At 58.1% G+C, this 21,397-nt stretch carries 18 protein-coding genes, 3 tRNA genes, 3 rRNA genes and 1 pseudogene; 22 read left to right on the forward strand and 3 right to left on the reverse strand.

Annotated features, from left to right (window positions below; genetic code table 11):
* Positions 1-247 precede the first annotated feature (247 nt).
* From TAMC210_RS01745 to TAMC210_RS01845, 21 genes are all read left to right on the forward strand, one after another.
* Positions 248-619, forward strand: a complete 372-nt coding sequence (locus tag TAMC210_RS01745) for a holo-ACP synthase (RefSeq protein ID WP_173297085.1) — start codon at positions 248-250, stop codon at positions 617-619.
* 7 nt (positions 620-626) lie between these two features.
* Positions 627-2,180: an NAD(P)H-hydrate dehydratase gene (locus TAMC210_RS01750; RefSeq protein ID WP_173297086.1), complete on the forward strand. Its 1,554-nt coding sequence runs from the start codon at positions 627-629 to the stop codon at positions 2,178-2,180.
* 22 nt (positions 2,181-2,202) lie between these two features.
* Complete coding sequence (gene alr, locus TAMC210_RS01755) at positions 2,203-3,336, forward strand: alanine racemase (RefSeq protein WP_173297087.1); 1,134 nt, start codon at positions 2,203-2,205, stop codon at positions 3,334-3,336.
* A 207-nt stretch (positions 3,337-3,543) separates the two neighbouring features.
* Positions 3,544-3,819 (forward strand): CopG family ribbon-helix-helix protein, encoded by a 276-nt coding sequence (locus TAMC210_RS01760; protein WP_373996420.1) that lies wholly within the window; start codon positions 3,544-3,546, stop codon positions 3,817-3,819.
* Between the two features lies 1 nt (position 3,820).
* A complete protein-coding gene (locus TAMC210_RS01765; RefSeq protein WP_173297088.1) occupies positions 3,821-4,171 on the forward strand; it encodes a type II toxin-antitoxin system PemK/MazF family toxin in 351 nt (116 codons plus the stop codon).
* Positions 4,172-4,288: 117 nt separating this feature from the next.
* Positions 4,289-5,014: a gamma-glutamyl-gamma-aminobutyrate hydrolase family protein gene (locus tag TAMC210_RS01770; protein ID WP_173297089.1), complete on the forward strand. Its 726-nt coding sequence runs from the start codon at positions 4,289-4,291 to the stop codon at positions 5,012-5,014.
* A gap of 59 nt (positions 5,015-5,073) precedes the next feature.
* Positions 5,074-5,463, forward strand: coding sequence for a response regulator (locus TAMC210_RS01775; RefSeq protein ID WP_173297090.1), 390 nt, complete (start codon positions 5,074-5,076; stop codon positions 5,461-5,463).
* A gap of 15 nt (positions 5,464-5,478) precedes the next feature.
* Positions 5,479-6,120, forward strand: coding sequence for a thiamine phosphate synthase (gene thiE / locus TAMC210_RS01780; RefSeq protein ID WP_173297091.1), 642 nt, complete (start codon positions 5,479-5,481; stop codon positions 6,118-6,120).
* 104 nt (positions 6,121-6,224) lie between these two features.
* Positions 6,225-6,821, forward strand: a complete 597-nt coding sequence (locus TAMC210_RS01785) for a uracil-DNA glycosylase (protein WP_173297092.1) — start codon at positions 6,225-6,227, stop codon at positions 6,819-6,821.
* Between the two features lie 91 nt (positions 6,822-6,912).
* Positions 6,913-7,377 carry a tRNA (adenosine(37)-N6)-threonylcarbamoyltransferase complex ATPase subunit type 1 TsaE gene (tsaE, locus tag TAMC210_RS01790; RefSeq protein WP_173297093.1) on the forward strand — a complete coding sequence of 155 codons (465 nt, stop codon included), beginning with the start codon at positions 6,913-6,915 and terminating at the stop codon, positions 7,375-7,377.
* 104 nt (positions 7,378-7,481) lie between these two features.
* A complete protein-coding gene (tsaB, locus tag TAMC210_RS01795; RefSeq protein WP_173297094.1) occupies positions 7,482-8,165 on the forward strand; it encodes a tRNA (adenosine(37)-N6)-threonylcarbamoyltransferase complex dimerization subunit type 1 TsaB in 684 nt (227 codons plus the stop codon).
* Between the two features lie 5 nt (positions 8,166-8,170).
* The gene (rimI, locus tag TAMC210_RS01800) at positions 8,171-8,632 is read left to right on the forward strand and encodes a ribosomal protein S18-alanine N-acetyltransferase (RefSeq protein ID WP_217267216.1); all 462 of its coding nucleotides are present in this window, start codon (positions 8,171-8,173) and stop codon (positions 8,630-8,632) included.
* Positions 8,625-9,674 (forward strand): tRNA (adenosine(37)-N6)-threonylcarbamoyltransferase complex transferase subunit TsaD, encoded by a 1,050-nt coding sequence (gene tsaD / locus TAMC210_RS01805; protein WP_173297095.1) that lies wholly within the window; start codon positions 8,625-8,627, stop codon positions 9,672-9,674. The genes rimI and tsaD overlap by 8 nt, the downstream gene beginning before the upstream one ends.
* 167 nt (positions 9,675-9,841) lie before the next feature.
* The gene (locus TAMC210_RS01810; protein ID WP_173297096.1) at positions 9,842-11,209 is read left to right on the forward strand and encodes a DUF512 domain-containing protein; all 1,368 of its coding nucleotides are present in this window, start codon (positions 9,842-9,844) and stop codon (positions 11,207-11,209) included.
* An 18-nt stretch (positions 11,210-11,227) separates the two neighbouring features.
* On the forward strand, positions 11,228-11,827 hold the full coding sequence (locus TAMC210_RS01815) for a 5-formyltetrahydrofolate cyclo-ligase (protein WP_173297097.1): 600 nt from the start codon (positions 11,228-11,230) through the stop codon (positions 11,825-11,827).
* A 428-nt stretch (positions 11,828-12,255) separates the two neighbouring features.
* Positions 12,256-13,806: ribosomal RNA gene (locus TAMC210_RS01820) — 16S ribosomal RNA — on the forward strand.
* An 84-nt stretch (positions 13,807-13,890) separates the two neighbouring features.
* Positions 13,891-13,967 (forward strand) — tRNA-Ile (locus TAMC210_RS01825).
* Positions 13,968-13,983: 16 nt separating this feature from the next.
* A tRNA-Ala gene (locus tag TAMC210_RS01830) sits at positions 13,984-14,059 on the forward strand.
* Between the two features lie 58 nt (positions 14,060-14,117).
* Positions 14,118-17,131, forward strand: a 23S ribosomal RNA gene (locus TAMC210_RS01835).
* 65 nt (positions 17,132-17,196) lie between these two features.
* Positions 17,197-17,309, forward strand: a 5S ribosomal RNA gene (rrf, locus tag TAMC210_RS01840).
* Together the 16S, 23S and 5S rRNA genes with 3 tRNA genes alongside form the textbook arrangement of a ribosomal RNA operon.
* 17 nt (positions 17,310-17,326) lie before the next feature.
* A tRNA-Asn gene (locus tag TAMC210_RS01845) sits at positions 17,327-17,401 on the forward strand.
* A gap of 241 nt (positions 17,402-17,642) precedes the next feature.
* On the opposite strand, the gene TAMC210_RS01850 is transcribed toward TAMC210_RS01845, so the two are convergent.
* Positions 17,643-18,587: a glycosyl hydrolase family 18 protein gene (locus TAMC210_RS01850; protein ID WP_173297098.1), complete on the reverse strand. Its 945-nt coding sequence runs from the start codon at positions 18,585-18,587 to the stop codon at positions 17,643-17,645.
* Positions 18,588-18,950: 363 nt separating this feature from the next.
* Between TAMC210_RS01850 and TAMC210_RS01855 the strand changes: the two are divergent.
* Positions 18,951-19,097, forward strand: a pseudogene (locus TAMC210_RS01855) (transposase); the annotation flags it as partial.
* A 100-nt stretch (positions 19,098-19,197) separates the two neighbouring features.
* Here TAMC210_RS01855 and TAMC210_RS01860 read toward each other — a convergent pair.
* Both TAMC210_RS01860 and TAMC210_RS01865 read right to left on the reverse strand, forming a co-directional pair.
* A complete protein-coding gene (locus tag TAMC210_RS01860) occupies positions 19,198-20,262 on the reverse strand; it encodes a protein-glutamate methylesterase/protein-glutamine glutaminase (protein ID WP_173297100.1) in 1,065 nt (354 codons plus the stop codon).
* Positions 20,263-20,437: 175 nt separating this feature from the next.
* Positions 20,438-21,394: a glycine betaine ABC transporter substrate-binding protein gene (locus TAMC210_RS01865; RefSeq protein ID WP_173297101.1), complete on the reverse strand. Its 957-nt coding sequence runs from the start codon at positions 21,392-21,394 to the stop codon at positions 20,438-20,440.
* Positions 21,395-21,397 lie beyond the last annotated feature (3 nt).

The following is a 21,397-nucleotide window of genomic DNA, read 5'->3' on the forward strand; positions in this document are numbered from 1 at the left end:
CATAGCAAGCCCCCCGAAGGATGAAAAGTTTTTGGCCGTTAAAAGTAGATTTGGAGGGGTTGAAGGGCATTTTTACCCTCCCAGCGGTGGCTGGAAGGTATTCGACTCTTTTTGCCGAAAAGAGATAAAAGGTGTGCATAAGGCTAGAGGAAAGTGAGGTATAATGGAAGGTAATGGCAGACCGGTCCTGATATGGCGAGCGCACGATAAAACATAAGAAATCCGGCTCCATAGGAGGACGTAAGAAATGCCCCTCGTCGGCATAGATATTATAGAGATTGAGCGCATCGAGAAGGCCCTAGACCGACACCCCCGCTTCCTACACCGGGTCTTTACCTCCCGGGAACAGGCCTACTGCGGGGGCCGGAGGCGTCCGGGGGCGTCGCTGGCTGCACGCTGGGCGGCCAAGGAGGCGGTGTTTAAGGTCCTGGGCTTGGGATGGGGTCAACTGAGGTGGAAGGATGTCGAGATTATCGTCGATGAGCGCGGCCGACCCCAGGTGGTGCTCCACGGACGGGTAGCAGAAGTCGCTCGGGAAAAGGGGATTGCGGGCATCGACGTGAGCCTTTCCCATCACGGCAGTATGGCGGTAGCCGTCGCCATAGCGGACAGGAGGTGATCGAGGTATGTACCTGGTGACCGCGGCGGAAATGGGAGAAATCGACCGCTCGGCGAGCCGGGAGTATTTTATCCCCAGCATTGTCCTCATGGAAAACGCAGGGCTGCGGGTGGTGGAATCCATCCGCCGTTATTTTGGCGGCACGGCTCGGGGCAAGCGGGTGCTGATCTTTGCCGGCAAGGGCAACAACGGAGGAGACGGGGTGGTGGTGGCCCGCCACCTCCACAACGAAGGCGCCGAAGTAAAGGTCTTCCTGCTGGCCCGTCCAGAAGAGTTGCGGGGCGATCCCCGCACCAATCTGGAAATTTATCAGAAAATGGGGGGTAAAGTTTTTCCCCTCCTGGAGCAAAACCACTTGCAGAGGGCCGACATCGCCCTGCTATATGCCGATCTGGTGGTAGATGCCATTTTCGGTACGGGCTTCAAGGGAGCTGCCCTGGGGGTAGCCGGTGAAGTTATTCAATTGATTAATCGGGCGGCCAAGCCTGTAGTGGCCGTGGACCTCCCCTCGGGCCTGGAAGCCGATACGGGCCGCAGTCACGGCCCTTGCATCCGGGCCACGTGGACGGTGACCTTTGCCCTGCCAAAGTTGGGCCTGGCCCTAGAACCCGGAGCCACCCTGGCCGGCAGGGTAGAAATAGCCGACATCGGTATTCCCCGGCATCTCATTGAGAGCCGGGGATTGAAAGTACGCTTGCTTACCCCCGATTGGTGTCGCGAGCACTTAAAACCCCGGGATTCCACAGCCCATAAAGGTTCTTTCGGCCATGTTCTGGTAGTGGGCGGCTGCCGAGGCATGACGGGAGCCCCTATTCTTACGGCTATGGGCGCCTTGCGGGCCGGGGCCGGGCTGGTGACGGCGGCCGTACCCCGGAGCTGTCAGGGGACGGTGGCGGCCGGGGCGGCGGAAATTATGACCAGGGGCTTGCCGGAAACGCCGGAAGGGGCCGTGAGCCGGGAGGCCCTGCCTCTTATTCTGGAAATGCTGGAACGGTGTCGGGTGCTGGCCATTGGCCCCGGCCTATCTCGGGACCCCTCCGCCAGCCTTTTGGTCCGGGAACTCCTCCCCCAGGTGCGTTGTCCGGTGGTGGTGGACGCCGACGCCCTGAATGCCCTGGCTGATGATGCTCGGTGGCTATGGGAAGCCAAAGGGGAGGTGGTCTTGACGCCACATCCCGGTGAGATGGCTCGGTTGCAGGGGACTACGGCGGCCAGGGTTCAGGAAGACCGTCTGGCCACGGCTGCCCGGGCCGCCCAGGAATGGCGGGCTGTGGTGGTGCTGAAGGGAGCCCGGACGATCATCGCCTGTCCGGCAGGAGATACCTATGTTAACCCTACCGGTAATCCGGGCATGGCCACGGCGGGCAGCGGGGATGTGTTAACCGGTGTTATTGCCGGGTTGATAGCTCAAGGACTGACCTCTGGTACGGCCGCCGCCGTGGGAGTTTTCCTCCACGGCTCAGCCGGTGACGAGGCGGCCCGCGTGAAAGGACACCGGGGCCTGGTGGCCGGCGACCTGCTGGATTGTCTGCCGTCGGTACTCGCCAAACTCGAAGCTTAGAAATTGGAGGGTGTTAAGCACCATGTCGAGGCCGGTGTGGGCCGAAATCGATCTTAGAGCTATAGCCCATAATACGCGGCAGCTAAAGAACCTGCTGGCTCCCCGGACAGAACTCATGGCCGTTGTCAAAGCCAACGCCTACGGGCACGGGGCCGTGCCCGTGGCCCGGACGGCTCTGGCCAATGGTGCTTCTTGGCTGGGTGTCGCCACCGTAGACGAAGCTGTAGAGCTGCGCCGGGCCGGTGTGGGGGCTCCAATCCTCATATTGGGTTATTTGTCTTTAGAGGATGCTCCTATAATAGTTAAAGAGGATATTTCTCAGACCGTATTTAATCTGGAGCAAGCCCGGGCCCTTTCCCGGGCGGCCTCAGCCGCGGGACGGACGGCCAAGATCCACCTGAAAATCGATACGGGTATGGGGCGCCTGGGAGTTTTCCCCGAGGAGGCCCTAGAGGTAGCGCGGGCCATATGCGGGCTACCGGGGGTAGTCCTGGAGGGCATTTTTACCCACTTTGCCAATGCCGATGCCCTAGACAAAACCTACACCTGGCAGCAGCTCAAGACCTTCGAGCGCATTCTGCAGGAATTAGAACGGGCAGGAATAAACATTCCGTGGAAACATGCGGCCAATAGCGGCGCCATCCTGGACCTGCCGGCCACCCATTTCAACCTGGTAAGGGCGGGGATTAGCCTGTACGGCCACTATCCCTCGGAGGAAGTGGATAGGGGCAGATTGGAGCTGCAGCCGGCCATGGCTTTTAAGACCCGGGTAATCCTGGTCAAGGAAGTACCGCCGGGCAGCTATATAAGCTATGGCTGCACCTACTGTGCCCCGCGGCCCACCAGAGTAGCCACCCTGCCCGTAGGATACGCCGACGGCTTCTCGCGCCTGTTATCCAACCGGGGAGAAGTATTGGTGCGGGGTCGGCGGGCACCGGTCATCGGCCGGGTATGCATGGATTACTGTATGATAGATGTAACTGCTATACCCGGAGTGCAGGTAGGTGATGAAGTGGTCCTTTTCGGCCGCCAGGGAGAAGCGGTTCTGCCGGCCGAGGAGGTTGCCGGCCGGCTGGGGACTGTTAACTACGAGGTCTTGTGTATGGTGTCCCATAGGGTGCCGCGGGTCTATTTATACGAAGAAACCCGAAGTTAGCAGTCTTCTCGGCAGGATCCTCAGCCGCGCAATAAAGATGGGGGTTCTTTTCCCGGACGGGCGCGGTTAGAGGGAGGAAGGGGCGCCGGCCTTCTGAGACTCCTTCAGGGCGGTGGTGCCCTTAGGCAGGAAACGACTTGCTGTGGCAGGAGTTTACTGCTATAATGGGTTATAGCTTGTTTGCAATATTTCGAGGAGGTGCCTTCCTTGCCGGGCGTCAGACGCATCATGATAAGCCTTCCCGAAAGCCTGCTAGCCGAGGTGGACGGATTAGCCAACCAGGAAAAGCGCAACCGGAGTGAGTTTATTCGCGAGGCGATGAAACTGTATATAGCCGAACGTAGACGGCGGGCCATCCGGGAGCAGATGAAGCGCGGATACCAGGAAATGGCTCAAATTAATTTATCCCTGGCTAAGGAACACTATGCTGTAGAGGAGGAAGTGCAAAACTACTACGAGACCAAATTGGCGGAGTGCAAGTAACATGCTGGTTCGACGCGGGGATATTTTCTATGCACAATTAAACCCGGTAGTGGGTTCGGAGCAGGGGGGTACCCGGCCGGTGCTCATTATCCAGAATGACATCGGTAATCAATATAGCCCCACGACCATCGTAGCTGCCATTACCTCCCAGATAAACAAGGCCAAGCTGCCTACCCATGTGGAGATAAGCGCCGCCCAGAGCGGCCTGGAGCGGGATTCGGTAATATTGACGGAACAGATTCGTACTATTGATAAGAGCCGCCTGAGACAAAAGGTGGCTTTTCTGGACGATGAGATTATGGAGAAGGTAAATAGGGCCCTCGAAATCAGCCTGGGCCTGACGGAAATATGAACTGAGCCGGGAAGCCCGGCTTAGGGAAAGGGGGAAGAGTCTACCTGCCTGCGCAGGTAGGCTTTTGTTTTCAGCCCTTCTGGCGGCCTGAAAGGGACAGGGGGAGGGGGGCACCCCATGGCGCCGGTGATCGGGGTGACTTGCGACGGTGACCTAGAGAACAGGCGGTTTTTCTTGAACCGCGCCTATATCGAGGCGGTGAGCTGCGCCGGGGGTATACCCTTAATCCTGCCCCCCGGCCCCGTAGATTTGGTGGACCGGTATTTAAGCATAATAGATGGGCTGCTCTTAACAGGGGGTGGCGATATCGATCCTGCCTTTTTCGGCCAGGAGCCCAGGGAAGGCCTGGGCCGGGTCTTCCCCGAGAGGGACGAGTTCGAGCTCGCCCTTACCCGGAGAGCCCTAGAGCGGGGGATGCCCATTCTGGCCCTCTGCCGGGGTATGCAGACCTTAAACGTCGCGGCCGGAGGTACCCTTTACCAGGACATAGCCCGCGAGGTGCCGGGCTGCTGGCAGCACAGCCAGCGGAAACCGCGTTCCCATCCCCACCACACCATTGAGATTTTGCCGGAAACCTTGTTAGCCGCCATTCTGGGACCCAGGGCCCGGGTGAACAGTATGCACCACCAGGCCGTCCGGGATCCCGGCGAGGGCCTACGGGTCAGCGCCCGGGCGGGTGATGGCATTATAGAGGCCCTGGAGGGTACAAGAGGGTCCTTCGTCTTGGGGGTGCAATGGCATCCCGAAGAACTGATAACCCGGTGTCCCGAGCAGCGACAACTTTTTCAACATTTCATTTCTGCAGCAGATATTTCCACCCCCTGCAGGAATCCAGGCTACTAAAGTCGAATGAAAGAAGAAAATAAGATCAGGTAGTTTACCGATCTCCCGGGAGGCCGGCTATGGATAAGCCACCTAGGTTACTGGTGGTGGATGATGAACCAGGGGTTCGCCTGCTGCTGGAACTCCTCTTTAAAGATGAGGGGTTCCAGGTGGCGGTAGCCGCTAACGGTTTGCAGGCCATCCAGCAGGTCAATGCCTTCCAGCCCGACGTAGTGATCATGGATGTTAAAATGCCCCTCATGGATGGGCTGGAGGCTTTACCCCACATTAAGGCTTCCTCGCCCACCACCAAGGTTATCATCGTAACCGCCTATTTGGGGGCGGCCAACGAAAAAGAGTTGTGGGAACGCGGCGCCAGCGGTTTCCTGTTGAAACCCTTTGACCTGGAAGAAATCAAGGCCGAGGTGCGCCGGGTTATGTACCTAGAGACCCAGGCTTACGGAACTTGAGGGGCAGGGAGAGCTATGCGTTACGATCTCTATGTCGTCACTTCTTCCGAATTATCCTGCGGCCGGCAGACCCTTGAAGTGGTTCGCCAGGCCTTAGCCGGGGGTGCTACGGTCATTCAGCTGCGGGAGAAGAACTGGACGGCCCGCGCCCTGGTTGAGGTGGGACGGGAGATAAGAAAGCTCACCCGGGAGGCCGGGGCGGGCTTTATTGTTAATGATCGTCTGGATGTGGCCCTGGCCGTAGAGGCTGACGGCGTCCACCTGGGGCAGGACGACCTTCCTGCGTCAATCGCCCGCCGGCTCCTGGGACCAGGGCGGATTTTGGGCGTGTCCGTGGGCAGTGTGGAGGAAGCCTGGGACGCCCAGGCCGCGGGGGCCGATTATCTTGGAGTGGGGCCGATTTTTGCCACCGGCAGCAAGGCCGATGCCGGTCAACCGGTGGGTCCGGAATTGATTTCCACCCTGAAGAGGGTTGTATCTATACCCCTGGTGGCCATCGGAGGTATTAACCGAGAGAATGCTGCCGGGGTGGTGGCCGCGGGGGCAGACGGCGTGGCCGTTATTTCCGCAGTGGTGAGCGCCCGGGATGTTCGCGCGGCAGCCGCGGAACTGTTGTCCGTTGTGGAGGCGGCCAAGGAAGGGCGGAAGATTAGATAGGGTGGTAGGCTAAAGGACCTTCGGCTTTTCCGGTGCCCGTGCTTAGGGCCTGCCCGGCCGGGGCGGCGGGCGCCTTTGTTTTTCCTTTAGAGTGGGGATTGGACATGGACTGGGAAGGATTGAGGCAGAGGGTTAATTCTTGTAGAGCTTGTGGATTGAGGCGTACGGCTAAGAACGTAGTTTTGGGCGAGGGCAGCCTCCGGGCGACTTTGATGCTGGTCGGCGAAGGGCCGGGGGCTCGGGAAGACCAGCTGGGGCGCCCCTTCGTGGGGGCGGCTGGGGAACTTCTTAACCGCATCTTGAGGGCAGCTGGCTTCCGGAGGGAGGAGGTTTATATCACCAACGTTGTAAAATGTCGTCCGCCCGGAAACCGGCTGCCTACCAGCGCGGAGGTTGAGGCCTGCCGGGGGTATCTGGAGGAACAGATCCGCCTCGTCCGGCCCAAGATCATCGTTTGCCTGGGGGCCTTGGCCACTCAAACCCTGATTGCCCCTGGAGGGAGCATTACTCGCCTGCGGGGCCAGTGGATTGAGAAGGACGGGATTCGTTATATGCCCACCTTTCACCCGGCAGCCCTGCTGCGGGACGAAGGGAAGAAGAGGCCGGTATGGGAGGATTTCAAGAAGGTGCGCGACCTATACCGGGAACTGCACACGGAACAGCTGTCCCTGGAGGCCGAGTGGGGTTTGAAGGCTTATTGAAGTGGTGGCCCGGTTTGCCGGGAAAAGCTGCCGGCAATACTACTAGCGGACGACTTCGAGGATGTAGGGATACAGGCCTGGGGGTTTTTTGGTGGAGGTATTCTTAAAGGATTCCACATCTACACGCAAGCTGGGTCGAGCTCTGGGAAGGCTGGTGCTCCCGGGGGACGTTATAATTCTTGCAGGCGAACTGGGGGCTGGCAAAACGACCCTGGCCCAGGGCCTAGCCGAGGGATTGGGAGTGGAGGGTTGGATTACCAGCCCGACCTTTACCCTGATCCAGGAATACCGTGGTCGCTGTCCCCTCTATCACCTGGACCTCTACCGCCTGGAGGACCCGGAGGAAATCTGGGATTTGGGTTTAGAAGAGTATTTGAAGGGCTCGGGAGTGACGGTGGTGGAGTGGGGAGACAGGCTGGGGGCTTTTGTCCCCGAACGGCTGGAAATTCATCTGGCAGTAGGTCCCGGCGAGGGGCGCCGGGCCCGCCTGATCCCCTCAGGGGAGCGCTACCTGGAGCTGGTAAAGGAGCTGGCCGGGTCTCTGCTTGGAGAATAGCTAACGCTGGCCCGGCTTTCCCGGCGACTGATGCAGGTGGTGGCACAGGGACGGCTCTATCCCCTGGGTAAAAGGGGAGAACTCGGTTCTAGGGGTGGAAGTTGTTGCTGGTACTGGGTATCGAAACCTCCACCTCGGTCGTTAGCGCGGCCCTGGTGGATGCCCAAAAGCTGCTGGCCGAAGTATATTTAGACAGCAAGGAACATCATTCCCGGCGCCTCTTACCGGTGATATCCTCTTTACTAGAGGAAGTAGGAGTAAAGATTAAGGACCTGGCCGGAATAGCCGTGGCCCTCGGGCCGGGTTCCTTTACCGGCTTGCGCATTGGCCTGGCCACGGCTAAAGGCTTGGCCCATGCCGGCGGCAAGCCGTTGGTGGGGATACCCACCCTGGATGCCTTGGCTTTGAACGCAGCGGGCGTGGGAGGTTTAATATGCCCCGTGGTGGTGGCCCGGCGTCAGGAGGTTTATACAGCGCTCTATCGCTGGCAGGGGGGAAGGTTAAATTGTCTGGTTTCTTATCGAGCCGTGAATCCCTCTTCTTGGGTTCTAGAGTTGGCTTCTTACGGCGAGCCGGTATACTTCTTAGGCGATGCCGTGATGCCCTATATGAAGGTATGGGAGGAATTGGAAGAGCGGGCGGTTTTTTTGCCTCCCGAAAATACCATGCCTCGTGCAGCCCAGATAGCCCGCCAGGGCCAGATACGGCTGAGCCGGAACCAGGAGGACGATCTGTTTCAGTTAAAGCCCCTGTACCTACGGCCATCGGCGGCCGAACTGAAGGCCTGAAGTTAATGGCTGTTGTGCCCATGACCATCCGGCACCTGGACGAGGTGCTGGCCATTGAAAGGGCTTCCTTTCCCTCGCCGTGGCCGCGCTCGTCTTTTCTAAACGAGCTTTTGACCAACGATTGCGCCCGTTACTATGTCTGCCTCGAGGGGGACCGCGTCGTCGGATACGCGGGAATGTGGATAATCTTGGACGAGGCCCATATAACTAATATCGCCGTCCACCCGGCTTACCGGGGAAGACGCCTGGGGGAGTTGCTCCTCAGAACCCTTATGCAGGAAGCGGCGCGCCTGGGCGCCGACCGCATGACCCTGGAAGTGCGGGTCTCCAATTTGCCGGCCCAGCGTCTTTATGCAAGGCTGGGCTTTGTTCGCGCCGGCATCCGAAAGGGATATTACAACGACAACCATGAGGATGCCATTATCATGTGGAAGCACTTTTACCGGCAGGGAGAAGAGCATGCCTGATCTCATTTTGGCCGTGGAAACTTCTTGTGACGAAACGGCGGCCGCCGTAGTGGAAGACGGGACGAAGGTACGGGCCAATATCGTTGCCTCTCAATCGGTCCACCGGCGCTTTGGAGGAGTCGTACCGGAAATTGCTTCCCGCCGGCATCTAGAGAATATCCCCCTTGTAGTGCAAGAAGCCCTGGACCGGGCCGGTATTTCCTTTGCGGACGTAGACGCCATAGCCGCCACCTACGGGCCCGGCCTGGTAGGCGCTTTGCTGGTAGGTTTGTCCTATGCCAAGGGCCTGGCCTATGCCCTGGGAAAACCCTTCATCGGAGTGCACCATCTAATCGGTCATATTTACGCCGGTTTCTTGGAATACCCGGATCTGCCGCTCCCCGCCGTATGCCTGGTGGTTTCCGGCGGCCATACTTCCCTCCTGTATCTGGAAAGCCACCGTAAGCGCTACCTGATGGGTACTACCCGGGATGATGCGGCAGGGGAGGCCTTTGACAAGGTTGCCCGCGCCCTGGGGTTGGGGTATCCGGGCGGGCCCGAGCTGGAAAGGCTCGCAGGCCAGGGCAATCCGGCGGCCATCCCCTTCCCCCGGGCTTGGCTGGAAGAGGGGAGCCTGGACTTCAGCTTTAGCGGCCTGAAGACCGCGGTGTTGAATTACCTGCGGCAGGAACAACAGGCCGGTCGGGAAATTAACCTTGCCGATGTGGCGGCCAGTTTTCAGCAGGCGGTGGTGGACGTCCTCGTGGGTAAGACCATGAGGGCGGTAAAAAGGGTCCCGTCGGCCCGGTCTATTTTGGCCGTGGGCGGGGTGGCCTCCAATGAAGCCCTGCGCCGGGCGTTATCCGCTGCCGCCCAGGAGGTGGGGTTGCCGGTGTTCATTCCCCGTCGAATTTTTTGTACCGACAATGCCGCCATGATCGCCTGCGCAGCCCATTACCAGTATGTACGGGGGGAATTTTCTTCCCTGGACCTGGACGCCGTTCCCCATCTTCCCCTGATAGAATCTGTTGTGCGAGGTCCTACGGGACCCTTGGGACCTTGAAGGGGTTGGGGACAAGGGTAAGAATTGTGGATAATGTGTATAAGGCTGTGGTTAAATAGGAGAATCAAAGCGGGGCCATGTGGAAAAGATGGGAGGCTGGAGACGGGCGAAGGGGGTTCATAATGTGGATAAATACCGCGAGTCCTTAGAAATCAAGGATTTGGGACGTGGATAAGTCTGTGGATAAGTGGCAGTTGATAGCCCTCACCGCGTCCCATTATAACATCCTGCCCCTGACCTCGACATGCAACCTCCACTGTGTTTTCTGCAGCCACCGCCAAAACCCTCCGGGAGTAGAAACCCTGGCCTTTCCACCGCTGTCTTTGGAGGAGGTGGAAGTCCTTCTTGATTATCTGGACTGCCGGCGCAAGATCGTCATAGGTGAATCGGCCACCCGACTGCTGGAAGGTGAGCCCCTTACCCACCCCCATTTCCTGGAGATAATGGCCCGTTTGCGGCGGCGTTACCCCCAGACTCCTGTGGAAATTACCACCAACGGCCTGCTCCTGGATGAAAGGACAATAGAGGCCCTCCTAGCCCTAAGGCCCGTGGAAATCACCATTTCTATTAACAGCTTGACTCCGGCCGGGAGAAAGAGGCTTTTAGGGAAGGAGGAAACCCTTCCTCTGCAGCGGACCCTGGAAGGCCTGACCTCAAGGGGCATACGGTGGCACGGGAGCGTGGTGGCCTATCCATTCCTGGTAGGCTGGGATGACCTGGAGACTACCCTCAGGGGCGCTGCCGATGCGGGGGCCTCCACTATCCGGGTTTTCCTGCCCGGTTTTACCCGCCTGGCGCCGCCACACCTGCAGTTTAATGTTGCGGACCTGCGCCGGGATCTGGAAAATTTTATAGCGGAACTCCGGCGCGAGATAAAGGTGCCCATCTGGTTGGAGCCGCCTATGGTGCGGGATCTTATTCCCCGCGTAGTCGGCGTCATCCCGGCATCGCCCGCGGAAGCCGCCGGTCTGCAAAGGGGAGACGTTATACTCTCTGTGGATGGAAAGGCCCCCCGCTGCCGGGTAGAAGCCTTTGCCCTGGTTTCGCGGCCAGGCCGGAGGCACCTTAGGATAAAACGGGAGGCCGGGCCCCATTTCTGGAGGGGGGAAGTAACCCTTGAATTGTCTCCGGGGGAGAAAAGCGGGATCGTCCTGGAGTGGGACGCGGACCCGGCAATAGCCGAGCTGGTAGAGGAGGCCTGCCGCCGCTACGGAGCCCGGCGGGCGCTGATTTTTACTTCCCAGCTTGCCGAAGGAGTGGTTAGGGCCATGCTTAGATCAGTTCGCGGGGTGGCAGAGGTGCGTCCGGTGCCCAATTACTTCTTCGGGGGATCCATTGCCTGTGCCGGCCTGCTCACGGTAGCGGACTTTGTGCGGGCCTGGGAAGCAGAAGGGCAGAGAATTACCAAGGCGCAGCCCGACCTAATCCTTTTGCCTGGTGCAGCCTTTGACTTCTGGGGGCGGGACCTGACGGGCAGGTCTTATAGAGAGCTGGCCGAGGCCGCTGGCCTCCCGGTGGAAGTGCTTCGCCATTAAAGATGTGGGGGGAGAAAGGTGAAAAAAGAGCTGCGGAGGGAAATACTTACCAGGCGGGATAGCCTTCCAGCGGACGCGGTGGCCCGCAAGAGCCAGGCCATTCAAGAACGGCTGGTGAGGTTATTGTCGTGGCAAGAGGCCCGGATGGTAATGCTCTACGTTTCCTTTGGTAGTGAAGTAAAGACCGGGGAACTCCTGCAAGAAGCCCTGAGGCAGGGCAAAAGGGTAGCCGTACCCTATTGTCACCGAGAAAAGCGGGAGCTAATTGCCTCCGAGGTATACCGCTATCCGGAGGACCTGAGCCCGGGAACATGGGGGATTATGGAACCGCGGCGGGATACCCTGCGGCCGGTGAAGCCCCAAGCCATCGACTTATGTATTGTGCCGGGGGTGGCCTTCGACGAGGAGGGCAACCGCCTGGGCTATGGAGCCGGATATTACGACCGGTTTTTGCCCCATCTGCGGCCGGGGACCCCGAAGATCGCCCTGGCCTATGACCTGCAAATAGTGGCCAGCACCCATCCCTCCCCCTACGACATTCCGGTAGACCTGATCATAACGGAGACCCGCATCATAAAGCCGGTTCATCGCCGGGGGTACCATAATATAGTACCATAATATAAAGGAGCATATAGGGTGAAAACAGAGGGGTGGGAACGCATGTTCGGAATCCGCGGTCCATAATATGAAGGCGGATAAAAGGGCAAATTATAAGAAAAGGTGACCTTTCATAAGGATAAGGGCCGTATAAATGACGAAACGTGGCGAGAAGCGGAATACGCGGGATAGGGCGGGGTTGAAGTGAGGTTGGAGTGGGTGATATATTAGGCAATGCCGTTCCGTTGGGGGGTCTGGTGGAGGAAAAGAGGGTAGGGCCTCTTGACAAAGGGGCGGCGAGGTGATAAGATAGGGGATGCGTCGGGAGACGAGGTCTTTGAAAAGTGAACAGTGGTAAGGTGTTGGGCGTAAGAGAAAGTTGTAGGCGACCCCTTTATAGAGGGGTAGAAGCTGGGATTGAGCTTGGAAGTGAAGATGGGATAGATCTTTTTATGGAGGGTTTGATCCTGGCTCAGGACGAACGCTGGCGGCGTGCCTAACACATGCAAGTCGAGCGGGCCATACTGGTAAGCTTGCTTACTGGTATGGTTTAGCGGCGGACGGGTGAGTAACGCGTAGGCAACCTACCCATGAGACTGGGATAACCCTGGGAAACTGGGGCTAATACCGGATACGCTCCTCTTGGGGCATCCTGGGGGGAGGAAAGGGGGCGAGAGCCTACCGCTCATGGATGGGCCTGCGTCCCATTAGCTAGTTGGTGGGGTAACGGCCCACCAAGGCGACGATGGGTAGCCGGCCTGAGAGGGTGGTCGGCCACACTGGGACTGAGACACGGCCCAGACTCCTACGGGAGGCAGCAGTGGGGGATCTTGCGCAATGGGCGGAAGCCTGACGCAGCGACGCCGCGTGGGGGATGAAGGCCTTTGGGTTGTAAACCCCTGTCCTAGGGGACGAAGGAAGTGACGGTACCCTAGGAGGAAGCCCCGGCTAACTACGTGCCAGCAGCCGCGGTAAGACGTAGGGGGCGAGCGTTGTCCGGAATTACTGGGCGTAAAGGGCGTGTAGGCGGCCTAACGTGTCAGGCGTAAAAGGCTGCGGCTCAACCGCAGTTATGCGTTTGAAACTGTTAGGCTTGAGGGCAGGAGAGGGGAGCGGAATTCCCGGTGTAGCGGTGAAATGCGTAGATATCGGGAGGAACACCAGTGGCGAAGGCGGCTCTCTGGACTGTACCTGACGCTGAGGCGCGAAAGCGTGGGGAGCAAACAGGATTAGATACCCTGGTAGTCCACGCTGTAAACGATGGGTACTAGGTGTTGGGGGTATCGACCCCTCCAGTGCCGTAGTAAACACAATAAGTACCCCGCCTGGGGAGTACGGCCGCAAGGCTGAAACTCAAAGGAATTGACGGGGGCCCGCACAAGCGGTGGAGCATGTGGTTTAATTCGATGCAACGCGAAGAACCTTACCAGGGCTTGACATCCCGCGGACCTGGTGGAAACACTGGGGTGCCTAACCGTAAGGTTAGGAGCGCGGAGACAGGTGGTGCATGGTTGTCGTCAGCTCGTGTCGTGAGATGTTGGGTTAAGTCCCGCAACGAGCGCAACCCCTACCTCTAGTTGCCAGCGGGTGAAGCCGGGCACTCTAGAGGGACTGCCGGCGATAAGCCGGAGGAAGGTGGGGATGACGTCAAATCATCATGCCCCTTATGTCCTGGGCTACACACGTGCTACAATGGCCGGTACAGAGGGAGGCGAACCCGCGAGGGGGAGCGGAACCCAGAAAGCCGGTCTCAGTTCGGATTGCAGGCTGCAACTCGCCTGCATGAAGGCGGAATCGCTAGTAATCGCCGATCAGCATGCGGCGGTGAATACGTTCCCGGGCCTTGTACACACCGCCCGTCACACCACGAAAGCCGGTAACACCCGAAGCCGGTGAGCTAACCCTGGAAAGGGAGGCAGCCGTCGAAGGTGGGGCCGGTGATTGGGGTGAAGTCGTAACAAGGTAGCCGTACGGGAACGTGCGGCTGGATCACCTCCTTTCTAAGGAGTTAAACTCCTAGGTCGGTCGTCCAACACCTAAAACCACTGTTCAGTTTTCAGGGACCTCGTCCCTGAAAGCAAGAGGGGCCTGTAGCTCAGAAGGTCAGAGCGTACGCCTGATAAGCGTAAGGTCGGTGGTTCGATTCCACCCAGGCCCACCAGGCAAACTATAGGGGTGGGGGTGTAGCTCAGCTGGGAGAGCACCTGCTTTGCAAGCAGGGGGTCAGCGGTTCGAATCCGCTCATCTCCACCAGAGTTTAAGTGTAGAGCTTGTTCTTTGAAAACTGCACAGTGCGGGGGTTAGCTTAAGAGGTCAAGCTAGTAAGGGCATACGGTGGATGCCTAGGCGCTAAGAGGCGAAGAAGGGCGTGGCAAGCTGCGAAAAGCCTCGGGGAGCCGCAAGCAGGCGCATGTACCCGGGGATGCCCGAATGGGGGAACCCGCCTAGGGTAATACCTAGGCATCCTGTACTGTTGAGGTACAGGAGGCGAACCTGGGGAACTGAAACATCTTAGTACCCAGAGGAGAAGAAATCAAGGAGAGATTCCCTGAGTAGCGGCGAGCGAAAGGGGAGGAGCCTAAACCTTATGCATGGAGAAGGCTGCCACCGTTGTGCATAAGGGGTTGAGGGGCTACCCTTACAGGCAGTGGCAGCTGTCTGGGGGCACCATTAAGTCGTAGGGGAACAGGGTTGGAAAACCCGGCCGTAGAGAGTAAGAGCCTCGTACTCGAAACGGCTTAAGGGCTCTGGGGTAGTACCCGAGTACCACGGGGCACGGGGAACCCTGTGGGAATCAGGGGGGACCATCCTCCAAGGCTAAATACTCCTTAGCGACCGATAGTGGACTAGTACCGTGAGGGAAAGGTGAAAAGCACCCCGGGAGGGGAGTGAAATAGGACCTGAAACCGTATGCCCACAAGCAGTCGGAGGTTTACCGTTGAGGTAGACTGACGGCGTACTTTTTGCAGAACGGGCCGGCGAGTTACGGTAGCGGGCGAGGTTAAGGGCTGGGAGGCCTGGAGCCGTAGCGAAAGCGAGTCTGAATAGGGCGTTAAGTTCGCTGCCGTAGACCCGAAACCGGGTGAGCTACCCATGGGCAGGGTGAAGCGGGGGTAAAGGCCCGTGGAGGCCCGAACCGGACGGCGTTGAAAAGTCGTCGGATGACCTGTGGGTAGGGGTGAAATGCCAATCGAACCCGGAGATAGCTGGTTCTCCCCGAAATAGCTTTAGGGCTAGCCTCAAGGTGAGACTAACGGAGGTAGGGCACTGATAAGGCTAGGGGCCTTACCAGGTTACCGAACCTTTTCAAACCTCGAATGCCGTTAGTTGGTCCTTGGGAGTCAGACTATGGGTGCTAAGATTCATAGTCGAGAGGGGAACAGCCCAGACCGTCAGCTAAGGTCCCAAAGGGCGAGCTAAGTGGGGAAGGATGTGGAGCTGCCGAGACAACCAGGATGTTGGCTTAGAAGCAGCCATCATTTAAAGAGTGCGTAATAGCTCACTGGTCGAGTGGCTCTGCGCCGAAAATGTAACGGGGCTAAAGCTCGTCACCGAAGCTGCGGCTGGCTAAGCGTGGGCTTAGCCGGGGTAGGGGAGCGTACTCTGTGCGTCGAAGCTTACCTGTGAGGGTAAGTGGAGCGCAGGGTAGTGAGAATGCCGGCATAAGTAAGCGAGAAGGCAGGTGAGAATCCTGCCCGCCGGAAGCCTAAGGGTTCCTGGGGAAGGCTCGTCCACCCAGGGTAAGCCGGGACCTAAGCCGAGGCCGTAGAGGCGTAGGCGATGGATAAGCGGTTGAGATTCCGCTGCCACCTGGCCACCGTTTGAGGACGGGGTGACGCAGGAGGGTAGGCGCAGCGCACCGTTGGTAGAGTGCGTCCAAGCCAGTAGGGTGTGGGGCAGGGAAATCCGCTCCACGGGAAGCCCGAGAGGTGACGGGGAGGGAAATTAGAGTACCGAACTGGCCGATCCCAAACTGCCGAGAAAAGCCTCTAACGAAGGGGGCCAGGTGCCCGTACCGGAAACCGACACAGGTAGGCGAGGAGAGTATCCACAGGCGCGCGAGCGAACCCTCGTCAAGGAACTCGGCAAAATGACCCCGTAACTTCGGGAGAAGGGGTGCCCCGAGTAGGGTAGCCAAGTGAACACTTGGTGGCCTGAGGGGGCCGCAGAGAAGTGGCCCAAGCGACTGTTTACCAAAAACACAGGTCCCTGCGAAAGCGAAAGCTGAGGTATAGGGGCTGACGCCTGCCCGGTGCTGGAAGGTTAAGGGGAAGGGTTAGTGAGGGGGGTACCCCTTGCGAAGCTCTGAACCGAAGCCCCAGTAAACGGCGGCCGTAACTATAACGGTCCTAAGGTAGCGAAATTCCTTGTCGGGTAAGTTCCGACCCGCACGAAAGGCGTAACGACTTGGGCGCTGTCTCGACGGGGGGCTCGGTGAAATTGTAGTACCCGTGAAGATGCGGGTTACCTGCGGTAGGACAGAAAGACCCCGTGGAGCTTTACTGTAGCCTGACATTGGGTTTTGGTACTTCATGTACAGGATAGGTGGGAGGCGGAGAACCGTGCTCGCCAGGGTGCGGGGAGCCGACGTTGGGATACCACCCTTGGGGTACCGAAATTCTAACCTAGGGCCTGGGACAGGTTTGGGGACAGTGTCAGGTGGGCAGTTTGACTGGGGCGGTCGCCTCCTAAAAGGTAACGGAGGCGTCCAAAGGTACCCTCAGCGCGGACGGAAATCGCGCGTAGAGTGCAAAGGCATAAGGGTGCTTGACTGCGAGACCGACGGGTCGAGCAGGGACGAAAGTCGGGCTTAGTGATCCGGTGGTACCGGATGGAAGGGCCATCGCTCAACGGATAAAAGCTACCCCGGGGATAACAGGCTTATCCCGCCCAAGAGTCCACATCGACGGCGGGGTTTGGCACCTCGATGTCGGCTCATCGCATCCTGGGGCTGAAGTCGGTCCCAAGGGTTGGGCTGTTCGCCCATTAAAGCGGTACGTGAGCTGGGTTCAGAACGTCGTGAGACAGTTCGGTCCCTATCCACCGCAGGCGGAGGAAACTTGAGGGGAGCCGTCCCTAGTACGAGAGGACCGGGATGGACAGACCGCTGGTGTACCAGCTGTTCCGCCAGGGGCACCGCTGGGTAGCCAAGTCTGGAGGGGATAAGCGCTGAAAGCATCTAAGCGCGAAGCCCACCCCGAGATAAGGTTTCCCACCGGGACAACCGGGTAAGACCCCTGGGAGAAGACCAGGTAGATAGGCCGGGAGTGTAAGGGGGGTAACCCCTTTAGCGGACCGGTACTAATCGGTCGAGGGCTTGACCTCTAAAGGCCGAAAAACCTTAGCACTGTGCAGTTTTGAGGGAACAAAACAAAAAAGGGAATATGCTTTCTGGTGGTAATAGCGGAGGGGAAACACCCGTTCCCATCCCGAACACGGAAGTTAAGCCCTCCAGCGCCGATGGTACTGGGTCTATACCCGGGAGAGTAGGTCACCGCCAGAAAGTTTATTTTATAATGTTCCTCGGTAGCTCAATGGTAGAGCGCTCGGCTGTTAACCGAGTGGTTGCAGGTTCGAGTCCTGCCCGGGGAGCCAAAGCACAAGAAACCTCAACAGGAGTAGTACCTGTTGAGGTTTTTCTTTTCCCTTTATTTTTTGATCACCCTCGCCGGCAGTGCGTCCGCTATGCTGTGGATGGGCAGGAGTTCGTCCACCCCGTCTGTTTGATTTCTTAGCAAATCTAAAATAGCCGTTTGGCCCTGGAATTAGCAATGCCTGGTAAATTGGATGCCGGTTATGAAATAGCTCTAGAGACGGAGCAGGCAGTTACTAGCCTTTACCCCCCGGCTCGCAGTTCCCAGATGCGCGAGTCTTCTAACCCTAGGCGCCAGACACCGATGCCAGGAAGGTCGTACTCCCGCGCCAGCCCCAGCTTTGTGCTAAAGCTCCGCACATCTTCAAACCATACTACATGGGGAATATTATCTTCTACATAGCTAAAGGTGGATTCCTGAGCCGCCTGGTCATAATAAATAGTTGCGCCCACGCGGCGGGCAAGCTCTAAAGCTTGGCTATGGGAGAGGGTTACGGGAGTGGCCGCTCCTTCAGCCCAGTCATAACCATAAACGGCCATACCCAGGCGTATTTTTTCCCGGGGGATAACCGTAACAGCGTAGTCCAGCACCCGGCGAACAAAACCCAGGGAAGCGATAGGGCCGGGTGTACCGAAATGTTCGTCGTAAGCAAGAATATAGACCTGGTCACTAAGGGCTCCCAGTTCCGGGTAACTGAAGGCGCCCGAGAAGGGGTGGCGGGGGTTATCCTCCAGCTCCGCCGGTACGGAGATGGTGGTTAAAAAGCCTGCCGGGCGGAGGGCCTGGGAGAGTTGGCGCATAAACCCGGTCAAGGACGCACGATCCTCCGGGGGCAGAAATTCAAAATCGATATTGACACCGGCGAAACCCCAGCGGTACATTAGGCTCAAGATATTGTTTACCAGGGTTTGGCGTAAGCTTGGTGTAGTCAACAAGCGGTGTATCAAGGGGCCGTACTGGGGACTGGAGTAGTTATGGACTATGGCCAGCACGGGGAGATGAAATTGCCGGATGGCCGCCAGGCCTTCAGTATCGGCTTGATCCACGAGGTTTCCTGTCTCGGTAACGCCGAACCAGAAGGGTAGGATGTATTTTAACTGGCGGCCGTGGCTACGTAAAGAAGTTAGCCCGAGGGGATCGGGAACATAATACCAGTTGTTTTCTAGCTGCCCTTCCTGGATAGCCATACTTAGAAAACACCTCCTATTTGCATTACATAATATGTTATCGCTGGCAGGTGTGCCCGGAGCCTGGCGAAGAACCAGGCCTGAGGGTCGTCACATAGAAGTGGGAGATTTTCAAGTGTACCGCGGAATAAGAAGTGAAAATTTCCATAACGTTCGAAGACTGGGTTTTGAGTTCGGGTAAGAATTTATTTTACATGCGTGGGGTTGGAGTAGGACCTAAGTAGTGTCCGATATAGTGTGTAAAAAAGCTGAGTTTAAAAGCAGGGAAGGCCACCCTCCCTCTGGTAGATGAAAATAGGCAAAAAACATTGACCGGAAGGGAAGAAGGATGGCCCATTACCGGGTTACCGTTACGGCCGGGTACGGGTCCAGAGTGTGCTTATCGCTGCTGGGGTCAATCGTCAGGGTTACCGTAAAGTTTCAGGGATAATGATCGGGGACGGTGAATCTGAGGCCAGCTGGGAGGACGGTTACGGCCGCCTGGTGCTGACGGAGGTTAAGTTTAAATGAGCTACTACAGTCCCCCGGCTCCGGCCGGGGGGCTGCTTCTTGTGTGTCCGGCAATTAGCCAGATCTTGATTACGCCTGTAAAACATACTCCCTGCCCCGCTCACTTTTTGACCACCCTCGCCAGCAGTGCGTCCGGTATGCTATGGCTGGGCAGAAGTTCGTCCACTCCGCCGGCCTCGTAGGCCGCCCGTGGCATGCCCCAGATAGTGGCGGTCTCGCGGGACTCGGCAATGGTGTACCCGCCCCGGCGCCTCAGTTCGGCCATGCCCCGGGCGCCGTCGTTACCCATCCCGGTAAGGAGTACGCCTATGATCCGGGACGGAGGATAAATCTTCATGGCGTTCTCGAACATCACATCCACCGAGGGCCGGAAACGGGCGGTGGAGGGTTCGAGGGTTAGGCGGCAGCGGATTTCTCCTCCCGCATCCGCTATAAAATCTATGTGATAGCCTCCCCGGGCTATTACGGCCTTTCCCGGCTCTATAAGGGTTCCCTCGGCTGCCTCTTCCACTCTTACGGGGCAGGTTTCATCCAAGCGTTTGGCCAGACTGGCGGTGAAGGTGGGGGGCATGTGCTGCACAATAACGATGCCGGCGGGAAGGTTTCCGGGCAGCCGGGATAAAATTTCGGATAGGGTCCGCGGTCCTCCCGTGGAGGTTCCCATGAGGATTAAATTTTGAAGGCCGCCGACTTTAGGGCCCCAATCGAAGGGGCTCGGGCTTTTCGGCGGTGTTGGGACCGGACGGGCAGATACCCGGGCTCGGGCGGCCTGGCGTACCTTTTCGATTATCTCCTCCTTTAGTTCTTCCACGGCCGGATCCGACGAGCTGCCGGGTTTAGCTACGAAATCTATAGCCCCTAACTCCAGGGCTCGGAGGGTGGTTTCCGCTCCCTCCTTGGTCCAGGAGGATAACATGATAACCCGGGTTTGCGGGTTAGTGTTAATAAGGTGATGCAAAGTGGTAAGGCCGTCCATGTGGGGCATATTCACATCCAGGGTGATCACATCCGGACGTAGGGAGGCAGCCTTGGCCAGGGCGTCCCTTCCGTCCCGGGCCACTCCTACCACTTGGATATCGCCTGCAGACTCTAAGACCTGTTTCAATAACACCCGCATAAAGGCAGAATCGTCTACTATTAACACGCGGATTTTTTGGGGGGACATGCTTTTACCACCTTGGCGTTGTTCGGGCGTCCTTAGCCCGTTGCCCTTAGAATATACCACCTTCCGTGCCCTCGGTGCAAGGCCCCGGGCCTTCAGAGGCGTATTAGGTAGCGCACAAAAAAAGACCCCCGCCTTAAAGGGGGCCGCGGCGAATTCTGTCTGGGACGGCTATGGCCTATTCGATCAGCCCCTTTTCCTTGAGGAAGGCCTGGGCCACGGCGGCGGGCATTTCCTGATCCACCACCACTCGTTTGTTGAGCTGCTGCATCTGTTCCGTATCGATAAGGCCCTCCAGTTTGCTCAACACTTCTTTAACCTCGGGATATCGATCGAGCATATCCTGCCGGGCGATTAAGATGCCGTTATACGGGGGATTAAATCCTTTATCATCTTCCAGGACCAGCAGGTCCTGGGCCACAAGCTGGCCGTCGGTCGAGTAGGCGCAAATGGCGTCTACCTCGCCCTTTTCAATAGACCTGTACATCAGTCCGAAATCCATCTCGGGAACGCTTTTGAACTCAAAACCATAAAGCTCCGTGAACTCCTTGTAGCCCTGCCCGGGATAGGTTTTCCACGAATGGTCCACCGCCAGGGTCATCTCGGCGGCGTACGGGGCGAGATCACTGATCTTGGTCACCCCGTGCTCTTCGGCCCACTTCCGGGGCACGGCGATGGCATAAGTGTTGTTGTACCCGTAGGGGGCAAAAACGTGCAGGTTGTACTTTTCCCGCATGGCGTCCCTCACGTACTGGTAGACCTTGTCGGGGTCGCGCCACTCATCGGTAAGTTCTTGTCCCAGCAGTCCCAGAAAGAGGGTCCCGGTAAAGCTGGTATTCATATGGAGGTCACCCCGAACCGTGGCCTCATGGCCGGCTAGGGCTGTTCCCAGGTTGCTGACATGTTCCACTTTGTGGGGTGTATGGGCTTCGATGAGGGCTTTGACCATCTCACCCAGGATTTCCACTTCGGCATATCCCTGGGTTCCGATTTTAAAAGTAGCGCTTTCCCCGGCGCCGTTTCCTCCGTCCCCTTTTCCGGTGCCCCCGGCGCCGCAGGCCGTCAGAGCAAACATCAGAGAGACAATTAACACCACCAGCAAAGGCCGATACTTACTTCTTACCCAAGTACCCATTCC

Source organism: Thermanaeromonas sp. C210 (genome assembly GCF_013167955.1).
GTDB lineage: Bacteria > Bacillota > DSM-521 > Neomoorellales > Neomoorellaceae > UBA12545.

Excerpts from the sequence above, each read along its gene's own strand:
- TAMC210_RS01750 (WP_173297086.1), top strand. The coding sequence starts at position 627 with ATGTACCTGGTGACCGCGGCGGAAATGGGAGAAATCGACCGCTCGGCG.
- tsaD (WP_173297095.1), top strand. The coding sequence starts at position 8,625 with ATGCCTGATCTCATTTTGGCCGTGGAAACTTCTTGTGACGAAACGGCG.
- TAMC210_RS01865 (WP_173297101.1), bottom strand. The coding sequence starts at position 21,394 with ATGGGTACTTGGGTAAGAAGTAAGTATCGGCCTTTGCTGGTGGTGTTA.
- TAMC210_RS01745 (WP_173297085.1), top strand. The coding sequence starts at position 248 with ATGCCCCTCGTCGGCATAGATATTATAGAGATTGAGCGCATCGAGAAG.
- TAMC210_RS01770 (WP_173297089.1), top strand. The coding sequence starts at position 4,289 with ATGGCGCCGGTGATCGGGGTGACTTGCGACGGTGACCTAGAGAACAGG.
- alr (WP_173297087.1), top strand. The coding sequence starts at position 2,203 with ATGTCGAGGCCGGTGTGGGCCGAAATCGATCTTAGAGCTATAGCCCAT.
- thiE (WP_173297091.1), top strand. The coding sequence starts at position 5,479 with ATGCGTTACGATCTCTATGTCGTCACTTCTTCCGAATTATCCTGCGGC.
- TAMC210_RS01785 (WP_173297092.1), top strand. The coding sequence starts at position 6,225 with ATGGACTGGGAAGGATTGAGGCAGAGGGTTAATTCTTGTAGAGCTTGT.
- rimI (WP_217267216.1), top strand. The coding sequence starts at position 8,171 with ATGGCTGTTGTGCCCATGACCATCCGGCACCTGGACGAGGTGCTGGCC.
- TAMC210_RS01765 (WP_173297088.1), top strand. The coding sequence starts at position 3,821 with ATGCTGGTTCGACGCGGGGATATTTTCTATGCACAATTAAACCCGGTA.
- TAMC210_RS01775 (WP_173297090.1), top strand. The coding sequence starts at position 5,074 with ATGGATAAGCCACCTAGGTTACTGGTGGTGGATGATGAACCAGGGGTT.
- TAMC210_RS01860 (WP_173297100.1), bottom strand. The coding sequence starts at position 20,262 with ATGTCCCCCCAAAAAATCCGCGTGTTAATAGTAGACGATTCTGCCTTT.
- TAMC210_RS01850 (WP_173297098.1), bottom strand. The coding sequence starts at position 18,587 with ATGGCTATCCAGGAAGGGCAGCTAGAAAACAACTGGTATTATGTTCCC.